The following is a 23,374-nucleotide window of genomic DNA, read 5'->3' as shown; positions in this document are numbered from 1 at the left end:
TTAGCGTAGCTCCCTGCTTCTTAAATAGTCACGAATACTGCTTTGTGCTGGCTGCTTATTCGTTTCGCTTTGCTGACTCTGACGAGACATCGCAGTAGGCGCTTGATTAGGTTTAGATGCCGGTATAAAAGGCACATTCGCTTGATTTGTATTCCCCATCATCTTATCAAGCGGCAGATACATAATGTTATTCCCTTCTGACGCCATCAAGACTTTACTGGTTTTACTGAGTACATTGGTAATGGCTTCAATATACATCCGTTCTCGAGTCACCTCAGGCGCTTGTGCATAAGCGGTCACAATACTGGTAAAACGATCCGCTTCCCCTTGGGCTCGCGCAATCACCTGATCATGATAAGCTCTGGCCTCCTCCAATTCACGTGCGGCCTTACCTCGCGCAACAGGAATGACCCCATTGGCATAAGCTTGCGCTTCATTGATCAAGCGTTCTCTATCTTCACGTGCTTTCACTACATCCGCAAAGGCGGCTTGCACCTGCTCTGGGGGTTGCGCATCTTGAAGGTTAACGCTGGTAATGATTAAACCTGTCTGATAATCATTCAGTTTTTTCTGCGATAATTTTTTTACGCGTGCAACCACCTCGTTACGCCCTTCTGTCAGCACAAAGTCCATCTTATTGTGACCCACAACTTCGCGTAAAGCACTTTCAACGATCGCACGAAGCGTTTCATCAGGATCGGCTACACTAAACAGATATTGATGCGCACTTTGAATTTTATATTGTGTGGCAATTTCAATATCCACAATATTTTCATCTTGTGTGAGCATCAAGGATTCATCGCCGCCTTTACCGCCAATATCCACGGTTCGGATTTGATCGACATTCACCACCTTAACGGTCTCAATCGGATAAGGAAGATGCCAATGCGGTCCAGCAGTTGTTTCATATTGATAAGCGCCAAAGCGTAAAACAACGCCTCGTTCTGCCGGATCGACAATATAGATACCAGAGAGTAACCAAACAGTGAGTGCGATGAGTAAGATAACGCCAACGCCAACTTTACCTGCAAAGTCTGATCCCCCTCCTTGAGGGCCATTGCCATTACCATTTCCACTGCCTTTCCCGCCCAAAATGGATTGCGCTTTTTTTAATAAGGCATCCAAATCAGGCTCATTGCCTGCTGAAGGTTGACGATCATTATTAGACTGACCTTTATCAGGCCCTTTAGATGGCCCCTTTGAGCCCCAAGGATCTTGATCCGGCTTACCGGGTTCATTCCAAGCCATATATGCTATGCTCCATTCGCAAAATTGAGTTTCATATTTTAGTGGTATTCTTTCGAAAAGTCACCTGATAAAACGACTTTATAAGATCCTTAAAGGAAAGTATCAGTATTTTAACTAGGCTTCTAGTTCTTGGCAGTGTAACACTTCTGGCCACTGTTGAACACAGGCCCAAGCTTGCTGGGATAACTGTAAAGTAAATTGATAGTGACCTTGTTCATCGTAGGTTTCATTTAATACGCGTCCGAGTTGATACAGTTCTGCGCGTTTTTTTGCCGCTGAAACCTCTAAGACTAAAGAGACTGTTAAAAACCTGCCTTTAAAAAAAGCCCCGATCGCTTCTAACAGCAACGGCATACCGAGTTTTTGTTGCGCGGAGACCCAAACCCGTGTCGGCATCCCCTCTTCATCTTTTTCTAAGGCTGGGGATTTAGGCGGCTGCATGGCATCTATCTTATTCATCACTAACAGTTGAGGAACTGCTTGCGCACCCACCTCTTCAATCACCGACTGAACATCGGCTATTTTTTCATCTCGTAAGGGGTCGGAAGCATCCACTAAATGAATCAGCAGATCCGCTTCGGAAGTCTCTTCTAAAGTTGAACGAAAAGCAGCAACTAAATCATGCGGAATATGGCGGATAAAGCCCACCGTATCGGCTAAAACAATCTCACCTGCGCCGGGCAAACGGACTTTTCTTAAGGTCGCATCCAAGGTTGCAAATAGACGATCCTCAGCATAAACATCCGCAGCTGTGAGCTGATTAAACAGTGTCGACTTACCGGCATTGGTATAACCCACAATGGTCACCGTTGGTGTTTCAGATTTTTTACGACTGCGACGCCCTAGATTTCGCTGTTGACGTGCTTTATCAATTCTTGCTTCTAAGGCTTTGATTCTTTGCTGAATTAGTCGTTTATCCGACTCTAACTGCGTCTCCCCTGGGCCGCGCATCCCCACGCCCCCTTTTTGTTTATCCAAGTGACTCCAACCGCGAACTAACCGGGTCGACATATGGCGTAACTGCGCCAACTCTACCTGCATTTTTCCTTCATGGGAGCGCGCACGCTGTGCAAAAATATCTAAAATCAATCCGACGCGGTCTAATACTCGACACTCAACCAATCGCTCTAAATTGCGTTCTTGCGCAGGGGAAAGTGCATGATTAACAATGACCACATCTGCTTCATGCGCCGCCACCGCTTGTTGAATCTCTTCGGCTTTCCCTTTTCCCACAAAATATTTGGGATCAATATTCTGTCTTTTGGCGGTGATCAATTCACACACTTCTGCGCCGGCTGAATCGACCAGTTCGATGAACTCATCTAACGCTTCTCGCTCGGCTTCCTGTTGAAAATCGATATGCACTAAAATGGCACGATCTAATGACTGCTGTTCTAATCGTCCAAATAACTCTGTTGACAAAAAATTTTACTCCTAGAAAACACAAAAAGCACAAATCCAGATTGGATTTATGCTTTCTGAAAAAATGTAAAACGATTCAATTAAGCTTCAGTTTGAGTGTCCGCTAGCACTTCACCGGGATGCTGATACTCTTTAGGCTCGCTGGCTGGAACAATGGTTGAAATCGCATGTTTATAAACCATTTGCGTCACACTGCTACGTAATAACACAACAAATTGATCGAAAGAATCGATGCGTCCTTGCAATTTAACACCATTGACTAAATAGATTGAAACGCTGATGCGTTCTTTGCGTAGGGCATTTAAATAGGGGTCTTGAATCGGAATTGCTTTTGCCATTGTATTTATGGTCTCCATACAGATCCTCAATGATCTATTTTTAAATTTATTTTTAAATTATTAGAATAACATATCAAAATTGAGTTTGCATCTGATTGTTTTTTCATCTCTGTGAAAGTACTTGTTCAATATGAGCGATTTGCCCCTCCATTGAGTGTGCAAAAGGGTCTATAAGATTCAAATCGGCCTCTTTTCGCAGCCAAGTAATCTGTCTTTTCGCCAGCTGCCGGGTGGCTACGATTCCCTTATGATAAAAAGTTTCCTCATCATAGTCACCCGCTAAATACGCCCACGCTTGTCGATAACCGACACTGCGAATACTGGGCAAGTCGGCATGTAATTGCGGATATTTGGCTTGTAAGGTCTTCACCTCATCTAATAGCCCGGCTTCCACCATCTGCATAAAGCGTTTGGCAATCTGCTGATGCAAACGGCTACGATCAGCAGGCAATAATGCAAACTTTATCAGTGAAAACTCGGTTAATGGCTGCACACCTGCTTGCTGGAGTGCAGTTAATGTCTGCCCACTGACTTCAAACACCTCTAATGCGCGCACCAATCTTTGGGAGTCATTGGGATGAATGCGTTGTGCAGCGTTCGGATCAACCTCTGACAACCGTTGGTGCAATTTTTCAGGCGTTTTTTCCCAAATTTCCAACCATTTTTCGCGAATAGAGTCATCCGCTTCTGGTAAAACAGAAAGCCCTTTCTGCAAGGCATTAAAATACATCATGGTGCCGCCAACAAGAATGGGCAAGTGGCCTTTTTGGAAAATCTCAGCCACCGCTGCCTTCACATCCTGCAAAAAATCCGCAGCTGAATAACTCTGTTCTGGTGTACGAATATCGATTAAATGATGCGCAATTCGCTGCTGCTCATCGGCCGTAGGTTTAGCGGTCCCAATATCCATATCTTGATAGATCAGCGCCGAATCAACACTGACCAATTCAACCGGCACTTCACTTCGCTCTGCCAATGCCATCGCCAAGGCGCTCTTTCCTGAAGCCGTCGGCCCCATCAAGGTCACCACCTGCTTATTTTCAATCAGCTGTTCCGCATACTGTTCTAAACCCATTAAAATCCTCTACTGCCCTCTCATAAACAGTGCATCCAACTGCTCAACCGTTAACTGAACCCAAGTGGGTCGTCCATGATTGCATTGATTAGAAGCGGGGGTTTGCTCCATCTCTCTTAACAAGGCGTTCATCTCGTCCAAAGTCAACTGACGGTTCGCTCGGATAGCCCCATGACAAGCCATGGTGGACAAAATGGCATTGATTTTCTCTTCCACCACTTCACTTTGACCAAACTCTGCGAGGTCAGCCAACATATCTTCAATCAGTTTCGCCACTTGCGATTTTGCCAAGAGCGCCGGCACCGCCATCACTTTCAGATGTTGCGCGCCCAATGGCTCAATCTCAAACCCTAAGTCCGAAAACAGAGACTGATGCGCCTCCCAAGTCTGCACCAAGGTTTCGGTCAAGGCAACACTCATTGGCACCAAAAGCGGTTGACTCACCACCTTATGCGCTTGCCACTGTCGCTTAAAGCGTTCATACACCACTCTTTCATGCGCAGCATGCATATCCACCAAAACCAGCCCTTGCGCATTCTCCGCCAAAATAAAAATGCCATGCAACTGCATTTTGGCATACCCTAAAAAACCAACTTGCGGCTGCCCTTCATTCAATTCTGCAGAGCAGGACTGGGGATTTTGCACATTTTTTGAAACATCTTGCGTCTTTTCCTGTGCAAAATAGGCATCTAACGGCTCCTGAACTAAAAATGCCGGTTTTTCAGCCTCTAAAGGCGCTTGAAACTGCATATCGGCTTGAGAAAAGGTGTTGCCGAGTTTTTGCTGAAAGTTCGTCGCCGGAGCCGGTTGGCGAGGGGTTGCCTCTGGTGGATTGGGAGTGGTTTTGCCCAAAGGTTGGGTCACCGCTTCACGCACAGAACGGCGCACAAAATCGTACACCCAACCGCCATTGGCAAATCGCACCTCATATTTAGCGGGATGCACATTCACATCCACCAACTGCGGTGGCACTTCAATAAATAGAACATAGGCGGGATGACGACCATGGTAGAGCACATCGGCATAGGCTTGTTTGACCGCATAACTCAATAAACGGTCACGCACAATGCGACCATTTACAAACAGATACTGCATATCACCTTGTCGGCGGTTGAAAGTGGGCAAACCGACCCAGCCTTTAAGCGCGATATCTTGCGCGCTAAAGTGAATGTTTAAGCTCTGTTCTACAAAAGTTTTAGACAGGATTTGTGCCAGCCGTTTCTCTTGTAACTGCTCACTGCTGGCCACAGGCAGTTGACGCACCGTACGTCCATTATGCGTGAGTTTAAAGCTGACTTCAGGACGACTTAAAATCACCCGCTTCACCAGCTGGTCAATCTGCATAAATTCCGCCCGTTCGCTTTTTAAAAATTTTTTACGCGCGGGCGTATTAAAAAAGAGATCTTGCACCGTAACCGTCGTGCCGACAGAAGCGGCTGTCGGTTGAATCGGCTGCCAATCTCCGCCTTCTCCCTGCAGTTGCCATGCCGCTTCAGCCTCTGCGGTACGACTGATTAATGAAAAGCGGGAAACCGAGCTAATACTGGCCAAGGCTTCACCACGAAAGCCCAATGAGCTTACCGCCGCCAAATCTTCTAAGGTTTGAATTTTGCTGGTCGCATGACGACTGACCGCTAACAGCAGCTCTGATTGTGGAATGCCACAACCATTGTCCTTTACCTGAATCTTTTTTTGCCCGCCCGCTTCAATCTCAATATCAATCGAAGTGGCGCCTGAATCCAGTGCATTTTCCAGCAACTCCTTCACCACAGAAGCCGGCCGCTCAACCACCTCACCGGCAGCAATCTGGTCTGCTAAGTGGCTGGGAAGCGGATGAATGGCTTTGCGTTCAGGATTTTTCAAGCGCATTAGCCGACGGCGACTGCAATCTCATTCAGCTTTTCAGGCGACTTAATCTCATAATCAGGCATCTGATCAAATTGCAGGTAACGGTAAATTTCACCCGCCATCGTATTCAATTCAGCCACGTGTTGCATATACTCTTCAACAGTTGGAATTCTTCCCAAGGCTGCAGTCACTGCCGCCAACTCGGCCGAACCAAGATAGACATTTGCCCCATCGCCAAGACGGTTAGGGAAATTACGTGTCGAAGTTGAGAATACGGTTGCACCCGGTGCAACACGTGCCTGATTCCCCATACAAAGCGAACAACCTGGCATCTCTGTACGTGCACCGACGCGTCCAAAAATGCTGTAGTAGCCTTCTTCAATCAATTCACGCTCATCCATTTTAGTCGGCGGCGCAATCCATAGACAGGTTGGCACATGAGAAACATTTTCCAACACCTTACCTGCAGCTCGATAGTGACCGATATTGGTCATACATGAACCGATAAAGACTTCATCAATTTTGGCACCTTCTACTTCGGACAGCAGTTTGACATCATCTGGATCATTTGGACAGGCTACTATCGGCTCTTTAATTTCATTTAAGTCGATTTCAATCACCTCTGCATATTCTGCATCCGCATCGGGCTCTAACAGCTCTGGATTGTCAATCCAAGCTTGCATCGCATCGCGACGGCGTAATAAGGTGCGGGCATCTTGATAGCCATTTTCCACCATCCACTCAATCAAACGAATATTGGATTTTAAATATTCAATAATTGGCTCTTTATTCAATCTAACCACGCATCCATTGGCAGAGCGTTCTGCTGACGCATCCGACAGTTCAAAAGCTTGTTCCACTTTTAAATCAGGTAAGCCTTCAATCTCTAAAATACGACCATTAAAAACATTTTTCTTACCTTTTTTCTCTACTGTCAATAGCCCTTCTTGAATCGCTTGATAAGGAATGGCATTCACTAGATCACGCAAAGTCACTCCTGGCTGCATTTCGCCTTTAAAGCGCACCAATACGGATTCCGGCATATCGAGCGGCATCACCCCTAAGGTTGCGGCAAAGGCCACTAACCCGGAGCCAGCTGGGAAAGAGATCCCAATCGGAAAACGCGTATGAGAATCCCCCCCGGTTCCCACTGTATCCGGCAACAACAGTCGATTCAACCATGAGTGAATCACTCCGTCCCCTGGACGTAACGCCACCCCGCCGCGAGAGGTCATAAATTCAGGCAGTTCATGCTGCAACTTAATATCGACAGGCTTAGGATAGGCCGCAGTATGACAGAAAGACTGCATCACCAAATCAGCACTAAAGCCTAAGCAAGCTAACTCTTTCATCTCATCTCGTGTCATCGCGCCAGTGGTATCTTGAGAACCGACTGTGGTCATATGCGGCTCACAGTAGGTGCCAGGTCGAACACCTTCCACGCCACACGCTTTACCGACCATTTTTTGCGCAAGGGTGTAACCTTTGCCGCTGTCATCCTTATCAGAAGGACGAATAAATTTATCGGAAACCAGCAAGCCCAGTTCACGACGCACCTTATCGGTTAAACCACGACCAATAATTAAAGGCACCCGCCCACCAGCACGCACTTCATCCGGCATGGTTTCTGGTGACAACTCAAATGTTGAAATGGTCTCCCCCGCTTCATTGGTGATCTTACCTTCATAAGGGTAGATCGTAATGACATCGCCCATGTTCATCTGGGTCACATCACACTCAATCGGCAAGGCGCCTGAATCTTCTGCGGTATTAAAGAAAATTGGTGCAATTTTACCGCCTAGCACCACCCCACCTTGACGCTTATTGGGCACATAGGGAATATCCTGACCAAAGTGCCACATCACCGAATTCATTGCCGATTTACGCGAAGAGCCTGTCCCCACAACATCGCCCACAAACGCGACCGGATGCCCTTTGGCTTTCAACTCAGCAATCACCGTTTCCGCCTCAGGCATTTTGGCTTTTAACATCTCTTTTGCATGCAATGGGATATCAGGACGCGACCAAGCAGCTGTTGCAGGTGATAGGTCATCGGTATTGGTCTCCCCTTCCACCTTAAAGACTGTCACCGTAATCTGTTCTGGCAATTTGGGTTTGGCTTCAAACCACTCCGCGTCTGCCCAAGCATCCACCACTTTTTGCGCATTGGCATTGGTTTTCGCTTTTTCCATCACATCGTGATAAGCATCATACACCAATAACGTCTTCGATAAAGCTTCAATCGCCTTTTCAACCACGGCTGGATTCTGACTGTCCAGCAAATCGATCAAAGGCTGCACATTGTAGCCACCTAACATCGTGCCTAAAAGGAAAGTGGCATGTTCAGGGGAAATCAAAGAAACTTGCGTATTTTCTTTAGCCACATCGGCCAAAAAGCTCGCTTTAACATAGGAAGCCTCATCCACACCAGGGGGAATATGATTAGTCAATAAATCCAATAGATACGCTTCTTCACCTTCAGGTGGATTTTTAATCAATTCCACCAGCTCTGCAGTCTGTTTAGCATCTAACGGCAGAGGCGGCAATCCTTGTTCCGCGCGTTCTTCAGTGTGTTGACGATAGGCTTCAAGCAACATAAGTTTCTCCGTCCAAAGTTGATAATTGGCATATTTTAACACAAGCGACCACAGCTCATTGCATCCTTAGGTTTGAATTAATCAAGTGAGCACCGCTTGAGATTCGGTATAATATTGCGTCATGATTTTAATAGTAAAAGGACTCCATCCATGCAATTGACTGAACTCACTGCCATTTCCCCAATTGATGGTCGCTACGGCGCACGTTTAGACAACTTAAAAGCCATTTTTAGCGAATACGGCTTAATTAAGAATCGCGTCAAGGTAGAAGTTTTCTGGCTTCGCATGTTGGCCAACCACCCTGCCATTACCGAAGTGCCTAAATTGAGTGCTGAAGCGGAAGCGCATTTAATGCAATTGGTGGATGAATTCTCATTAGAGATGGCACAAAGAATCAAAGAGATTGAGAAAACCACTAACCATGATGTCAAGGCGGTTGAATATCTTATTAAAGAGCATTTTCAGGGAAACCAAGAACTCGAAAAGATCAGTGAATTTGTGCATTTTGCTTGTACCTCTGAAGACATCAATAACCTCGCCTACGCTTTAATGCTCAAAGACGCACGTCAAGAAGTGATTGTGCCGGAAATGGACAAGGTCATTGCCAAAATCACTGAAATGGGCATGGAAATGGCCGATATCCCGATGATGTCCCGTACCCATGGTCAGCCTGCCTCTCCGACAACCATGGGGAAAGAGTTTGCCAATGTTGCCTATCGTCTACAGCGCCAAGAGAAGCAGCTAATGGATGTGCAGATTATGGGTAAAATCAATGGGGCTGTAGGGAACTACAATGCGCATCTAGCCGCCTACCCTGAAGTCAATTGGTATGAGCTTTCCGAACAATTTGTTAAAAGCCTCGGTTTAGCTTGGAACCCTTACACCATTCAAATTGAACCACATGATTATGTGGCCGAATTTTTCCATGCCATGATGCGGTTTAACACCATTCTGATCGACTTTGACCGCGATGTCTGGGGCTATATCTCACTTGGCTTCTTTAAACAGAGAACCATTGCCGGTGAAATTGGTTCATCCACCATGCCGCATAAAGTGAACCCCATTGACTTTGAAAACTCCGAAGGCAACCTCGGTATGGCCAATGCGATCTTTGATCACCTCGCGCAAAAACTCCCAATTTCTCGTTGGCAGCGCGACCTGACAGACTCTACGGTGTTGCGTAATTTAGGCGTTGGCGTTGCACACACAATCATCTCACTGCAAGCCACACTGAAAGGTTTAAACAAACTGGAAGTCAATGCCCAAGCGATGGCTGATGATTTAGACCATAATTGGGAAGTGTTGGCCGAAGCCATTCAAACGGTCATGCGCCGCTTTGGCATCGAAAAGCCCTATGAAAAACTTAAAGAGCTGACACGCGGTCGTCGCGTAAATAAACAGATCATGCAAGATTTTGTGGATACCCTTGATCTGCCGGATGCAGAAAAAGAAAAATTAAAAGCGATGACCCCGGCAAGCTACACCGGAAACGCCAAACAACAGGCAGAAAATATAGAGCTTGCGGCCAATATGATTAAAAATCGTTAAAAGCTCGATGAACTTGTCAAAATCCCCAGTCCTGCATGCCCTCATCGCCTGACAGGACTGGGGATTTTTGCTTTTGGAGTAAAAAATGATCCAATTTCAACAAATTGATGTCAAAACCTTTCTACAGGACTATTGGCAAAAAAAGCCGCTATTGATTAAGCAAGCCTTGCCTAACTTTATCTCTCCCTTAACCCCCGAAGAGCTGGCAGGGCTTTCCTTAGAATCTGACATTGAGAGCCGTATTGTCATTCAAAATGGGCCTCAAGACTATGAACTGCTCACAGGTCCATTTACAGAGAGCACTTATCAATCTCTGCCGGAAAAAAATTGGACACTGTTAGTGCAGGGCGTGGATCGCATTGTGCCTGAAGTCACCGCCTTGCTAGATGAATTTAACTTTATTCCACAATGGCGTGTCGATGATATTATGATCAGCTATGCCACCGAAGGCGGCAATGTGGGTCCCCATTTTGACCATTATGATGTGTTCTTATTACAGGGCAAAGGCCGCCGCACTTGGCACTTAACCGCGCAAAACTGCACCCTAGACAACTATCTCCCGAATACGCCTCTGCGTTTAATGGAAAAATATATCATCGAAGAAACCTTTACCTGTGAACCGGGCGATGTGCTCTATATTCCCCCCAAATGGGGACATTATGGGATTGGCGAAACCGATGATTGCATGACCTACTCCATCGGCTATCGCAGCTACCGTGGACAGGAATTGTGGGACAGCTATGGTGACTATCTATCAGAAAATCAGTTGTTTCAGACACTTTATCAAGACCCTGACTGGTCATCCCTGCAAAATGCAGCTGAAGTGACCGCTGACAGTGCGCAACAAGCAAAAGCGCTACTCGAACAGGCGCTGCACAACAACCCGATAGACTTGCAACTCTGGTTTGGGCGTTTTGCCACCCAGCTTGATCAAGCGGCTCTCCCCTTATTGCCAGAGCCTTTAGAAGAAGCCGAAATCCCTGATGATGAAAGTTTTGAATGCTTTTTAGCCGAAGCGCCAGATATTATCAGAGACCCTGTTTGTCGGTTTGCTTTTACGGAAATTGAAACGCCACAAGGCAAAGAAACCGTACTGTTTGTCAATGGTGAAGTGGTGCCAACACTCGAGGCCACTTCTGACTGTATTCGTACCCTGGCCAGCCGGCGCTTTTATCATGATGACCACCTTTATCAACTGTGGCAAAGAGCAGAGAACCGCCCGCTCATCCGTCATTTTTGGCAGCAACAGTACCTGCAACAGGCTATGGATTCGTAATCTTCAGACGCATTCTATAATTGAGCGTCTCTAATCGGATATCCAGTGTCTGCTGTCCTAGACTTTGGTAGAGAATATGGCCAGCTTGATCTTCCAATAAGATTTTCTGGCCATACTGCCTGAGCGTTGCAAGACGCCTTTCTCCATCGCTCCGCTTTTGAATCAGGATTTTTTCGGGGCCAAAATCTTGCAAAACTGCCATCAATTGACCATGACGATAAAAATAGCTGTTACCAACTGAATCACTTTTAACCTGACAATCCTCTACCTGATGACAACCCAATAAATTGAGCAGTTGGGTGAACACCTGCTTTTTAGCCGTATGAGCCACATTGATATCATAGGTTTGATAGCGGTTTTCTTGAATATATTGCCCTTGAGAAATAACCCCAAGCACCCTTATTTTATCCTGATAAGGCACATAAACCAGTGTCAATTCTCTACCCAAGGTATAGCCAAACACCCCTTGCTGACCTTTTTGTATAAAGGTAAGTTTTTTAAATTGAGGGGTCGCCTTATAAGGCTTACCCCCAATCTGGATGATCACAGTTTCTAAATCATAGGCTTTTAACGCCTTGGGCGTTAACTGAATATCCGCAGCCTTTTGCAGCGTGAAGACCCCGCCATCCGCATACAACTGACCACTTTGAATGATAAAAGGTCGGTGTTGAGCCAAAGGGGTATTGGCAAGCTTTGGCACCTTAGGATTGTATTTTTCATAATAATCGGTGGCATAGGATGCGCTCGCTAGGTTGGAAAAAAGCATCAAACCTAAAACCAATAACCGAAAACGCATCTTCTGCCTCCTTTTATTCAAGACTCAAAACTAACATCCTTAAATTGCCAAGATTTCATACCCATTCTCCTGCAGCACTGACGCTGTGCCCGCATGGGTTAAGATCGCATAGGAGGCTTGTTCATCCTGGAAATATCGCTCTGCCACCGCTCTCAACTCTTCGAGTGTGGTTGACAACACCCCTTCGCGATAGGCCTTACGATACTCAGGTGTGCGCCCATAGAGCTCTAAATAAAATGCTTTACGCGCCTCTCCCGCAGGCGAGCCGGGTTTATCCATGGCACTGATGACATTCAAAATCGCTTCATCCACATGCGTTTGCTTCGCTTGTTCGCTAAATAGCCACGCTTTAGCCTGCTTAAAGTCCTCAATGGTCTCTAATAAACGTGGATCACGGTAAGAGAAGAAACAAAATGCACTCGCTTCTGCATTATAGGTCGCACCACCACCATAAGCGCCGCCTTGCTCGCGAATGGCGGTATGCAGATAGCCATTCCGCAAACAGGCACCCAACACCGCCAATTTAGGCGCATCTGGATGTCCTGCTGGCACAGCTGGATAGGCCATCGCGCAGAAATTGACCTGCGTACTGGTGGTCCAAGCTTGCTTCACAGGCTGATGGCTGGCCGATAAGGTGAATGCTGTCGGCTGTTGGGGCGCTTCAATAATCGACTGCCAAGCCGTTTCTAACCCTTTTAACGCTTTTGGCGTGCCGGCAGGATCATCGATCAATAGCCCCTGTTTAGGCGCATTCACTAACTGCTCAGCAATCTGTTGGAAGGTCTCCCCTATCGCGGTAATTTTCGTCTCATCTTCCAAAATAGCATCCAAACCTTTAATCTGCTGAATGCCTTTAAAACCATTACGTTCAAAATTCCAACGCGCCACAGGGGTAAAATTTTGCACCGCGGCATTCATTGCCAAACCATGACCATTGCCAGTAATGCGATGCTCTACACTGCTGCGAATCTGCGCCAACAGCTCTTTAATACGCTGTGTTTCATCAAAACGCGGCTGTAAAAAAGTCTCTTGCATCAATTCTGATAAAACCGTCTGATTCCGGTTAAGCGCTTTACCCGAGAGTACAAAATAGTGATAGAAATTTTGTTCCTCCATTAAGTGCGAATGCAAAGTGCTGCTGGCTGAAAGCCCCCCAGTCACAGCAGCTTGCAAGGCTTGTGTTTGCAGATAATCCCGATCACCACTACCGAGCTCTGTTAAACAGCTGTTAAACAGTGGCAAGGTTTGCGCCTGTTCAGCACTCAAACCAGGAAGCTCCACCACCAATTGCTGATAGACAATCCCATTGGTGCCCTGTTCATAATGGGTCAATGGTAAATTTTTAATGGCCGTCTTTTGACCCTCTACCGTTTTAATCTCTTTGGGAATATCGGCTTTTGTCACCTCTGGTAACAAGCTCGGATCATCCTCTTGTTGCTGACGCGCTTGTAAAGCTAAGGCTTGCTCAATAATCTGCTGTTTTTCAGCATCTGTCAGTTGGGCTTTGATTTTGGCCAGCTTCTGCTTCTCTTCTTCAGCTTCTTTCTCGGCCAAAGTCGCGTCTGGCGCCAAGGTCAGAGTGACGCGGTGTGGGTTTTCCAATAGCCATTCTTGAATCAAGTTTGGGATAAAATCGGGCTGCATCACTTCTTCACGCAATGCCTCAAGCAGTGCATCCGTATTTAATAAGGCAATCGGATCGCCTTCATGCATCGCGCCAGGTAGTGCACGTAACATCAGCTGTAAGCCATAAGGATAGCTGTCACCCGTGATTTCACGTTGTGAAAGCTCTAACTGATGCAACATGGCCTCCACCAAGCTAGATTCAACGCCCTCTTTCACCACTTTTTGCAAAGTGTCTAATATCAGCTGTTCAATGGCTTGCGTATGTTCCGGTTCAGAGCCTTGCACACCGATGACAAACGCCATCTCTCGATTGTCCTCTTCCAAGCCACACAGTGGCGAAGGTGCTGTGGCCAAGTCGGTCGATTCTAAGGCCTGACGCATAGGGCAAGCGCTGTTATCCAAAAGAACCGCTGACAGCAGATGGGCACGCAAAACCGTTTTAGGGTCTTTGTTTTCCCCCAATAACCAAGCGGTCACAATATGGGTTTTTTGAGCCGTCTCTTGTTCATCTAAAGCGTAAACGCCCGAGACTTTTTGGGGCTCAGAATAGCGCTGCTCTTTCCCAACCAAAATCTTCTCTTTCTGCTCTTTAAATCGTGCTAAAGCAAGGGTTTCAAACTGCGCTTGATGTTCTGCTGCAGTCATCTCACCATAGGTCATAAAAACGGTATTGGAGGGGTGGTAGTGTGAGCGGTGAAACTCGACGAGTTGAGCATGCGTGAGTTCTGGAATATGTTTAGGGTCACCGCCACTATTATAGTGATAGGTGGTCGTCGGATAGAGGGCACGAGACAGTGACTGCCACAGCGTTGAGATGGGATTACTCATCGCCCCCTTCATCTCATTAAACACCACCCCTTTATATTCCAAATCCGAGTCAGGATTATCGATTTCGGAAAACTCATAGCGCCAACCCTCTTGGGCAAAATCCAATGGATGCAAAAGCGGAAAAAAGACAGCATCGAGATAGACTTGTAAAAGATTTTGAAAATCTTTTCTATTTTCTGTGGCAAAGGGGTAGGCCGTCCAATCACTGGAAGTAAAGGCATTCATAAAAGTATTCAAGGAACGACGAATCATCATAAAGAAAGGATCGCGTACCGGATATTTTTCACTGCCGCATAGCGTAGTGTGCTCTAGAATATGCGCCACCCCGGTATCATCCATAGGGACCGTTCGGAAACCGACAAAAAAGACATTTTGTGGGTCATCGGCTTGAAGATGATAATGCTCAGCACCGGTGACTTTATGACGATAGTGCGCCACATCAATATTCAAAGAGTCAATATGCTGAGTTGAAAGGTGTTCAAAAGTGGTATAAGGTTGCGTTAAATCACTCATTTTTTTCTCCATAAAAAAAGCCCAAACTAAAATAGGATGGGCTTTTATTCATTACGTTGGAAGCTTACTCATCTAAAGAGACCTTCACATGAGAGGGTTCCATAGCACAAATGGCTAAAAATCCCTGTCTCATGCTCAGCATGCCTCTAGATAAAGTGCTTAATCTTGCTGCGCTTCTTTCATTGAAAGTTTTACACGCCCTTGCTTATCAATATCAATTAATTTCACTTTGATTTTTTGTCCCTCTTTCAGATAGTCATTGACATCTTCTACACGTTCATCTGCAATTTGAGAGACATGCACCAGCCCTTCTCTGCCCGGCATATAGGAAACAAAAGCGCCAAAATCTACAATCTTTTTCACTTCTGCATCATAGGTTTTACCAATCTCAGGCTCAGCGACAATTTCATTAATGCGGCGAATCGCTTCCTGTGCGGAGGCATCATCTGAAGCCGCAATCTTCACATTGCCATCATCATCAATTTCAATGACGACCCCTGTTTCTTCGGTTAAGGCGCGAATCACCGCTCCCCCTTTACCAATAATTTCCCGTACCTTTTGCGGCTTCACTTTCAAGGTAAAGAAGCGAGGTGCGGTTGCCGCCACTTGCTGGTTCGGAGCAGAAATCACTTTGGCCATTTCACCCAAGATATGCAAACGACCCGCTTTGGCTTGCGCTAAGGCGATCTTCATAATCTCTTCGGTGATCCCGGTGATTTTAATATCCATTTGCAAGGCGGTAATCCCTTGATCGGTTCCAGCCACTTTGAAGTCCATATCGCCTAAATGATCTTCATCACCTAAGATATCAGACAGAACCGCAAAATCCTCTCCCTCTTTAATCAACCCCATCGCAATCCCAGCAACCGGCGCAGCAATTGGCACACCGGCATGCATTAAGGACATTGAAGTTCCGCAAACAGTCGCCATAGAGCTGGAACCATTCGATTCAGTAATTTCTGATACCACACGAATGGTGTAAGGAAACTCTTCTTCAGTAGGCAGCATCGCCGATACAGCCCGACGTGCTAACATGCCGTGACCAATTTCACGACGACCTGGGGTGCCCACGCGTCCTGTTTCTCCCACCGAGTAGGGTGGGAAGTTATAATGAAGCATAAAACGGTCATTATAAGAGCCTGAAAGGTCTTCAACCATTTTCGCATCTTTTTCAGTCCCCAAAGTGGTCACCACTAAGGCTTGGGTTTCACCACGGGTAAACAATGCAGAACCATGCACTTGGGGCAAAATTCCTACCTTAGCCACAATGGGACGGATGGTTTCATTATCGCGTCCATCAATGCGCGGTTCCCCACGGATAATACGACCGCGGACAATCTCTTTCTGGAGCTTACTAAAAGCATTCTCAATCTCAGCAACCGTAAAGCAGCCTTCCTCATTTTCATCTTCAGAAGCCAACGCTTCAATCGCCTTCTCTTTGGCTGCATTTAAGGCCGCATATCGCTCCATTTTATCTGCAATATGATAAGCCGCTTCAACATCTGGTTTGATAAGGGTATAAACCGCGTCAATCAAAGCCTCATCTTCTTCAGGTGGCGTCCACTCCATGGGTGGCTTCGCAACTTCATCCGCAAACGCTTGAATCTCTTGAATGGCGACTTGCATCTGCTGATGACCGAACATCACCGCCCCTAACATCTCATCTTCCGTTAATTCAGACGCTTCAGATTCCACCATCAATACCGCGTCTTCCGTCCCAGCGACACTTAATTCCAAATCTGATTCATCCAATTCAAATTCACTCGGATTTAACAGATACTCACCATCCTTAAAGCCAACAATGGCTGCACCAATCGGTCCTTGGAAAGGCACGCCTGAGATCATAAGTGCAGCCGAAGTCCCTAACATGGCGGGCACTTCTGTGCTCACTTCTGGATCTAAAGAGAGGACGGTGGCAATTACTTGGACTTCATTCATAAACCCTTTGGGGAACAGTGGGCGAATGGGACGGTCAATCAAACGCGAAATCAAGGTCTCTTTTTCAGAAGGACGCCCTTCACGTTTTAGAAACCCTCCTGGAATTTTCCCAGCTGCATAGGCTTTTTCTTGATAATTAACGGTTAAGGGGAAAAAATCTTGCCCTTCTTTCACACTTTTAGCCGCCACAACCGTCACTAAAACACGAGTCTCCCCCATTCCAATCATGACTGCACCATCTGCTTGACGTGCAATTTCACCCGTTTCTAAAATGACTTCATGTTTGCCATATTGGAATTTTTTACTAATTTTTAACATCTCTACTTTCCTTAAAACTCTCAAGTGGCTGGTAAAACCTGAATCTCATAATCAATTTTAAAAAATTCACTATGAGATTCAGGCTCATGGTTATGCCAGAAAAATACTGAATCACTGAATATAAATGTGTCCATCTCCCTTCCTTTGCAGAGGGGGATTTCACACATCTAAAGACTTTTTCAGTTTTTATTTTACAATGATTCTATTACATTAAAAAACAAAAAACAAAAAACCCAGTAAAAGCGAACTTCTACTGGGTTTTTACAAATACCATCAAAAATGACAGGATTATTTACGCAAGCCAAGACGCTTAATCAAATTGAAATATCTATCCGCATCTTTACGGTGTAGATAATCCAAAAGCTTACGGCGACGACTGACCAAACGCAATAGACCTGTACGCGAATGGTTGTCATGCTTGTGCTCTTTAAAGTGTTCTGTTAAATACTCAATACGCGCAGTCAACAAAGCCACTTGGACTTCTGGTGAACCGGTATCCCCTTCAGAGGTGGCATATTCTTTAACAATGGCAGCTTTATCTTCGGCTGATAGCATAGATTTCTCCTTGATCGGTTATGAATAAAAAAAACAAATCTCCGCAACCGATAGCAGGGATTTGAAAAAGGGAATTATACTCAACTTTCTAACGTTTGCCAACCCCATGCACATAATGCTCAAATGCAGAAATGTCTTGTCCCATATGACGCACCAAACGATCTAAGCTCACAATGGCATTTTCGACAATATTCACTGCAATATAAGGATGCTCCACTTTAATTCGATCATACATGCAACGCGTTAAGATAAACATCTTCACCTCTTTTTTCGCTCGAATTCTCAACTGACGAGGTTTCCGATCAAAGAATGACATCTCACCAATCAAAGTGCCGACGCCTTGCGTACCAATTTCCGCTTCATCAACCCCATCAGGTGCGGTAAAGACCACTTTTCCTTCAATAATAAAGCCTAAATAATCGCCCACTTCGCCAAAGTCCGAAATAATTTCTCCTTTTTTAAAGTGCTTGACTTGTAGATATTCAGCTAAAGTTTCAACTTCCTTATGGGTTAAGGATTCGCAAATTAAGTTTTCTTGAAAAAACTTAAACAGATCCTTGCTGTTAATGTTCTCCATTATTTACTCCTTTCTGCTTTTGGGCGACAAAACTGGCGATAGGGCGCCCATCGTCTAATGTCTCTATTCTATCAATTATGACCTGAAAATCAGAGAATATTTGTGCGAGTTCCCCCGATTTCAAGATAAAACGCGGATTTTTAGGGCTGCCAAATTGCTCTACACCTTGAGAAAAAGTTTGCCACAAAACCCAACCACCTGGCTTCAGCGCTTGTTTAATGTTCGGAAACAGCGCCCGCTCTAAAAATCGAAACCCCATAATGACATCAAATTTCGCCTGTGGAAAACAGCCTTGGGTGAGTAGATCACAATGCTTAAATTCAATTAAAACTTGATGTGCCTCTGCTAACTGTTGCGCGCGCTGTAAAACCATAGGCTTATGTTCAATAGCGGTCACCTGATGACCGAGCATGGCCGCATAGACCGCCTCACGACCGCCGCCGCACCCTAAATCTAATATTTTAAGCGGCGACTGCTCCTGAACCTCAGGCCAATGCAAAAAAGCTTTTAATAAAGAGTTAGGCTGCCATAAAAAATGGGTACTTTTACCAGTTTCAAGAGGAAGAAAAGAAGGCAGCGGCCAAGATAAGAGGCGCTCAATGTGATAACCTTTAGAGATTAACCACTCAATGACCCTCTCTGAATCTGTGGGGTCAGTCACCAATTGCAACACCGCACCAGGAGGCGGCAGCTGATTTTGCAGTGTTTTAAGTTGCGGCCAAGGTAGGTTCACACTGCCCTTTAGGTGCCCCGCAACAAATGCCTCTTCAGAGCGTGTATCCAATATATTCAAATGAGACCTTTGCTCTCTCAATATTGGAACACCCGTTTTGCTTTGAGTTGTTCGCTTTTTTCATGCCACTCACCCAGCGCGACTATCGTACCTTGAGGATCATAGAGGCGCACATACTCTGTTTGAGGTTTTGGCAGCTTCAACATACCCCCTTGGCGAATCCAAATAACTTGTGCGTCATCCAATATCAACGCTTCATACTGAGTCAAAGCGGCATCAATCGGCAATAAAGGAGACGCCTGAGCTTCTAAAGCCTGCGCTAATTGCTCAAGCGAACGCATCCCCTCTTCGGTAAACACACCTGTTTGCGTCCGGTGCAAAGCGACTAAATGTCCAACCGTATTGAGTGCTTTCGCAATGTCTTCTCCCAATGTACGTACATAGGTGCCTTTGGAGCAGTGCACTTCAAATTGCACCTGATTGCCTTCCACTTTCAGCAGATGGAGGGCATCAATATAAATCGGTCGTGCTGGGCGTTCAATCTCTATGCCCTGGCGCGCGTACTCATAGAGAGGTTTACCTTGATGTTTAAGCGCTGAAAACATCGGAGGCACTTGTTCACCCGCACCTAAAAACTGTTGAAACACTTGATTTAACCTTTCAGCAGTCAATTCCGGCACTGGCTTTTCTAAGATCACTTCGCCTTCCAAGTCACCGGTGGTGGTCGCCGTACCGAGCGCCAGGGTCGCAATATAGCGTTTGTCTGAGTCTAATAACAACCCCGAAACTTTTGTCGCCTCACCCAAGCAGATCGGTAGCAATCCAGTGGCAAAAGGATCCAAAGCGCCCGTGTGCCCTCCTTTTTGGGCATTCAATAATCTCATCACGCGCTGTAAAACCCCATTAGAGGTCAGACCTTTAGGTTTATTGACTAACACTATGCCATGAACGGCATCTCGATCCGCTCTTCGCTTTCTTGCCATCTCGATTAATCTCGACTATACAACGCTTTTTGAATTAAGGCTTCAATATGACTGGCATTCTCTGCCGCATTATCATAGTAAAAACGCACTTCAGGGACGGTTCTTAATTTAATCTGTTTACCGATCTCACTGCGGAAAAAGCCCTTTGCTTTTTCTAAGGCTTTTTTCGCTTCAGCCACTTCGGGATCTGATTCTTGAGCACCAATATAAGTAAAATAGAGCTTTGCAATACCAAGATCTCGAGTGACTTTACAATCGGTAAAGGTCACTTTTTTGAGCCTAGGATCTTTCACCTCTTTGACAATCAATTCTGATAAGGTGCGTCGAATCTCTTCAGCCACACGATCAGGACGACTGACACCTGTTTGTTGTTTATTCATCATTGCTTCCTTTAAATTTTTTTGAGAGACCTTTGCATGAGTGGGATGCGAGCTAAAAATGAGAAAAAATTTTCCATATCTAGGCGGGAAACGCAGGCAATAGCCAGCTATTGCCAAGTTTTCCAACAACGATAGGGGAAATTTTAGCCATTTTTAGCCGTAGAACCATCTCGTGCAAAGGTCTCTTAAGTTAAAAAACCCCGAAAACGGGGCTTTTAGAGGCGTGTGCCACAGTAGCAAAAGGAAAGGCACAGTTTTGGCTTTAAATCTTCCCTTTTGACCTTTAATCCAAACTGCGTTTAACTTCCACGCGTTCATAGACTTCGATCTGGTCACCGACGCGCACATCATTGTAGTCTTTCACACCAATTCCGCACTCCATGCCTTGACGCACTTCTTGCACATCCTCTTTAAAGCGACGAAGCGATTCCAACTGTCCTTGATAGATCACCACATTTTCGCGCAAAACACGAATCGGGTTATTACGTTTTACAACCCCTTCTGTGACCATACAGCCGGCGATCGCGCCAATCTTCGGTGCTCTAAACACATCACGCACTTCGGCAATTCCCACGATCTCTTCTTTAAAGTCAGGCGCCATTTTACCTTCAATGGCGCGCTTCACTTCATCCACAGCTTCATAAATAACCGAATAGTACTTCAGACCGATGCCTTCATTATCGATAATGCGCTTGGCTTTAGCGTCTGCACGCACATTAAAACCAAAAATCATTGCATCTGAAGCCATCGCCAAGTTGGCATCGGTTTCAGTAATCCCTCCAACCCCTGAAGAGACAATTTTCACTTGAATCTCATCGGTAGAGAGTTTAACTAATGCATCTGACAAAGCCTCAATAGAGCCTTGTACATCGGCCTTAAGAATAATATTCACATGTTGCACTTCACCTTCTTGCATTTGGCTAAACATATTATCCAGTTTCGCCTTCTGCTGACGTGCTACCTTCATCTCTTTATATTTACCTTGACGGAATAGTGCGACTTCACGCGCTTTACGCTCATTCGGGACGGTAATCATCTCATCCCCAGCCACAGGTACACCGGACAAACCTAATACCTCAACAGGCATAGAGGGGCCTGCACTGTCAACCTGCTGCCCTCTTTCATTAATTAATGCCCGCACACGGCCATATTCCATGCCACAAAGCGCAATATCCCCTTTTTTCAGCGTACCAGCTTGAACCAGCACCGTCGCTACAGGCCCGCGCCCTTTATCCAAGCGAGACTCAATCACGGCGCCTTTAGCGGGGCCTTCAATCGGCGCTTCCAACTCAAGAATCTCAGACTGTAACAGAATGGTTTCTAACAGCTCATCAATACCTTGGCCTGTTTTCGCAGAGACGGGAATAAAAGGGACATCACCGCCCCATGCCTCTGGAATGACTTCCATCGCAGACAGCTCTTGCATCACGCGATCTGGATTGGCCGTTTCTTTATCGATTTTATTGATCGCAACCACCATCTCCACACCTGAAGCCCTAGCATGTTCAACCGCTTCTTTAGTTTGTGGCATAACGCCATCATCCGCTGCCACCACTATGACAACAATATCGGTCACTTTAGCCCCACGGGCACGCATGGCGGTAAAGGCTTCGTGGCCTGGGGTGTCAATAAAGGTAATCCCACCATTGGGGGTCTCCACATGATAAGCTCCAATGTGCTGGGTAATCCCTCCCGCTTCGCCTTTTGCCACTTTGGCCTGACGAATATAATCCAACAGAGAGGTTTTACCATGGTCAACATGTCCCATAATCGTCACCACGGGCGCACGCTGTACGGTTTCACCCTCAAAGGCTTGTTGGGTCACCTCTTCTTCCAAGGCATTTTCATTCAGTAGAATGGCTTTATGCCCCATTTCCTCAACCACCAGTTGCGCGGTTTCTTGGTCCAATATCTGATTAATGGTCGCCATCACGCCCATCATCATTAGCGTTTTAATGACCTCGGTTGATTTAACTGCCATTTTATCGGCCAATTCAGCCACTTGAATGGTTTCTGGAATTTTAACTTCACGAACTACCTTCTCAGCAGGCTTGGTAAAGGTGTGCTCATTTTCGACCTTAATCGGTTTTTTAGACTTCCCTTTTCCTTTAGCTTTCCTGCTACGCTCTTCATCCACGGTAGGACGATTGCTCTTTCTTTTACGGCCTGCAGATTTGATCTCTTTTTGTTCAGACGCTTCTTTGTTTTTAGGCGGGTGTTTTTTCTCTTTTTTCTTAACCTTTTTCGATTTATCAGCTTCAGGTTTAACCGCTTCAGGTGAAGCACTTTGCGCTTGTTCTATCGCCGCCTGTTTCGCTTTTTCTTCCGCGGCTCGCGCCTCGGCTTCTGCCGCTAAGCGTGCTTCCTCTTCTCGCTTCGCTGCTTCAGCTGCCAAACGCGCCTCTTCTTCTTTACGTGCAGCCTCTTCCGCCTCTTTACGCGCTTTCTCTTCTGCTTCCTGTTTCAGTTCTAAATCAGTCTTTTTCACATAGGTGCGTTTTTTCCGCACCTCAAGGTTCACCGAACCTGAACCTGTTTTCAAGGTTTTCACTTTTTTACGCTTCAGCGTAATTTTTTGTGGCTGCACATTCGCACTGCCACCATGCTTGCTTTTTAGATAAGTCAGCAGCGCTTGCTTTTCATCATCGGTCAAGCTGTCTTCAGCATTTTTGCCTTTAACACCCGCTTCTTCTAGTTGCGTTAATAATTTATCCGTTGAAAGACCCAGCGTTTCTGAGAATTTTTTAATTGTAATATCTGCCATTGAAACACTCC

The 23,374-nt window shown here is 45.9% G+C and carries 17 protein-coding genes; 2 read left to right on the top strand and 15 right to left on the bottom strand.

Annotated features, from left to right (window positions below; translation table 11 throughout):
* From hflK to acnB, 6 genes are all read right to left on the bottom strand, one after another.
* Positions 1-1,248 (bottom strand): FtsH protease activity modulator HflK, encoded by a 1,248-nt coding sequence (hflK, locus tag ACYQ05_RS02075; RefSeq protein WP_459817867.1) that lies wholly within the window; start codon positions 1,246-1,248, stop codon positions 1-3.
* A 114-nt stretch (positions 1,249-1,362) separates the two neighbouring features.
* Positions 1,363-2,670, bottom strand: coding sequence for a ribosome rescue GTPase HflX (gene hflX, locus ACYQ05_RS02070; protein ID WP_459817865.1), 1,308 nt, complete (start codon positions 2,668-2,670; stop codon positions 1,363-1,365).
* An 80-nt stretch (positions 2,671-2,750) separates the two neighbouring features.
* Positions 2,751-3,008, bottom strand: a complete 258-nt coding sequence (hfq, locus tag ACYQ05_RS02065) for an RNA chaperone Hfq (protein ID WP_459817863.1) — start codon at positions 3,006-3,008, stop codon at positions 2,751-2,753.
* Positions 3,009-3,111: 103 nt separating this feature from the next.
* Positions 3,112-4,083 (bottom strand): tRNA (adenosine(37)-N6)-dimethylallyltransferase MiaA, encoded by a 972-nt coding sequence (miaA, locus tag ACYQ05_RS02060; RefSeq protein WP_459817862.1) that lies wholly within the window; start codon positions 4,081-4,083, stop codon positions 3,112-3,114.
* 9 nt (positions 4,084-4,092) lie between these two features.
* Positions 4,093-5,952 carry a DNA mismatch repair endonuclease MutL gene (gene mutL / locus ACYQ05_RS02055; protein ID WP_459817861.1) on the bottom strand — a complete coding sequence of 620 codons (1,860 nt, stop codon included), beginning with the start codon at positions 5,950-5,952 and terminating at the stop codon, positions 4,093-4,095.
* On the bottom strand, positions 5,952-8,525 hold the full coding sequence (acnB, locus tag ACYQ05_RS02050) for a bifunctional aconitate hydratase 2/2-methylisocitrate dehydratase (protein WP_459819026.1): 2,574 nt from the start codon (positions 8,523-8,525) through the stop codon (positions 5,952-5,954). The genes mutL and acnB overlap by 1 nt, the downstream gene beginning before the upstream one ends.
* 153 nt (positions 8,526-8,678) lie before the next feature.
* On the opposite strand from acnB, the gene purB reads away from it, so the two are divergent.
* Together purB and ACYQ05_RS02040 are read left to right on the top strand one after the other, a co-directional pair.
* A complete protein-coding gene (gene purB, locus ACYQ05_RS02045) occupies positions 8,679-10,076 on the top strand; it encodes an adenylosuccinate lyase (protein WP_459817860.1) in 1,398 nt (465 codons plus the stop codon).
* Positions 10,077-10,161: 85 nt separating this feature from the next.
* Entirely contained in the window at positions 10,162-11,352 is a 1,191-nt protein-coding gene (locus ACYQ05_RS02040; protein WP_459817858.1) for a cupin domain-containing protein, read from the top strand.
* Here ACYQ05_RS02040 and ACYQ05_RS02035 read toward each other — a convergent pair.
* From ACYQ05_RS02035 to infB, 9 genes are all read right to left on the bottom strand, one after another.
* On the bottom strand, positions 11,339-12,148 hold the full coding sequence (locus ACYQ05_RS02035) for a hypothetical protein (RefSeq protein WP_459817856.1): 810 nt from the start codon (positions 12,146-12,148) through the stop codon (positions 11,339-11,341). The two genes, ACYQ05_RS02040 and ACYQ05_RS02035, sit on opposite strands and share 14 nt — an antisense overlap.
* A 39-nt stretch (positions 12,149-12,187) precedes the next feature.
* Positions 12,188-15,115, bottom strand: a complete 2,928-nt coding sequence (locus ACYQ05_RS02030) for an insulinase family protein (protein ID WP_459817854.1) — start codon at positions 15,113-15,115, stop codon at positions 12,188-12,190.
* Between the two features lie 159 nt (positions 15,116-15,274).
* Positions 15,275-17,371: a polyribonucleotide nucleotidyltransferase gene (pnp, locus tag ACYQ05_RS02025; RefSeq protein WP_459817853.1), complete on the bottom strand. Its 2,097-nt coding sequence runs from the start codon at positions 17,369-17,371 to the stop codon at positions 15,275-15,277.
* A gap of 288 nt (positions 17,372-17,659) precedes the next feature.
* On the bottom strand, positions 17,660-17,926 hold the full coding sequence (gene rpsO, locus ACYQ05_RS02020; protein ID WP_459817851.1) for a 30S ribosomal protein S15: 267 nt from the start codon (positions 17,924-17,926) through the stop codon (positions 17,660-17,662).
* A gap of 88 nt (positions 17,927-18,014) precedes the next feature.
* Positions 18,015-18,503 (bottom strand): Crp/Fnr family transcriptional regulator, encoded by a 489-nt coding sequence (locus tag ACYQ05_RS02015; RefSeq protein WP_459817850.1) that lies wholly within the window; start codon positions 18,501-18,503, stop codon positions 18,015-18,017.
* Complete coding sequence (locus tag ACYQ05_RS02010; RefSeq protein ID WP_488193208.1) at positions 18,490-19,296, bottom strand: methyltransferase domain-containing protein; 807 nt, start codon at positions 19,294-19,296, stop codon at positions 18,490-18,492. The genes ACYQ05_RS02015 and ACYQ05_RS02010 overlap by 14 nt, the downstream gene beginning before the upstream one ends.
* A gap of 17 nt (positions 19,297-19,313) precedes the next feature.
* Positions 19,314-20,219, bottom strand: a complete 906-nt coding sequence (gene truB, locus ACYQ05_RS02005; RefSeq protein WP_459817847.1) for a tRNA pseudouridine(55) synthase TruB — start codon at positions 20,217-20,219, stop codon at positions 19,314-19,316.
* A 5-nt stretch (positions 20,220-20,224) separates the two neighbouring features.
* Positions 20,225-20,599 (bottom strand): 30S ribosome-binding factor RbfA, encoded by a 375-nt coding sequence (rbfA, locus tag ACYQ05_RS02000; RefSeq protein WP_459817845.1) that lies wholly within the window; start codon positions 20,597-20,599, stop codon positions 20,225-20,227.
* Positions 20,600-20,882: 283 nt separating this feature from the next.
* Entirely contained in the window at positions 20,883-23,363 is a 2,481-nt protein-coding gene (infB, locus tag ACYQ05_RS01995; protein ID WP_459817844.1) for a translation initiation factor IF-2, read from the bottom strand.
* Positions 23,364-23,374 lie beyond the last annotated feature (11 nt).

It is taken from the genome of Galenea microaerophila (assembly GCF_054657255.1).
Note: the sequence above shows the minus strand (reverse complement) of the source record. Positions and strands in the feature narration are given on the sequence as shown.